Source organism: Streptomyces fildesensis (assembly GCF_016107395.1).
Lineage (GTDB): Bacteria > Actinomycetota > Actinomycetes > Streptomycetales > Streptomycetaceae > Actinacidiphila > Actinacidiphila fildesensis.
The window spans coordinates 1-239 of the sequence record NZ_JAAIKO010000368.1 but is presented as its reverse complement, the minus strand read 5'-3'; the positions used below and the strand labels follow the sequence as shown (position 1 = coordinate 239).

Genomic DNA, 239 nt, shown 5'->3' with positions numbered 1-239 from the left:
CCCCTACACGGGCAACGCCACCGTGCCCATCGGCCGCCCCATGGCCAACACCCGCATATACATCCTCGACAACCACCTCCAACCCGTCCCACCCGGCGTCACCGGCGAGCTCTACATCGCCGGCACCGGCCTCGCCCTCGGCTACCTCAACCAACCCGCACTCACCGCAGAACGCTTCACCGCAGACCCCCACAACCCACAACCCGGCACACGCATGTACCGCACCGGCGACCTCGCCC

At 68.6% G+C, this 239-nt stretch carries 1 protein-coding gene; it reads left to right on the top strand.

The window, feature by feature from the left end:
* Positions 1 to 40 precede the first annotated feature (40 nt).
* Positions 41 to 239, top strand: a 199-nt coding sequence (locus C6N31_RS43215) for an AMP-binding protein (RefSeq protein ID WP_438817459.1), incomplete at its 3' end; no start/stop codon positions are given.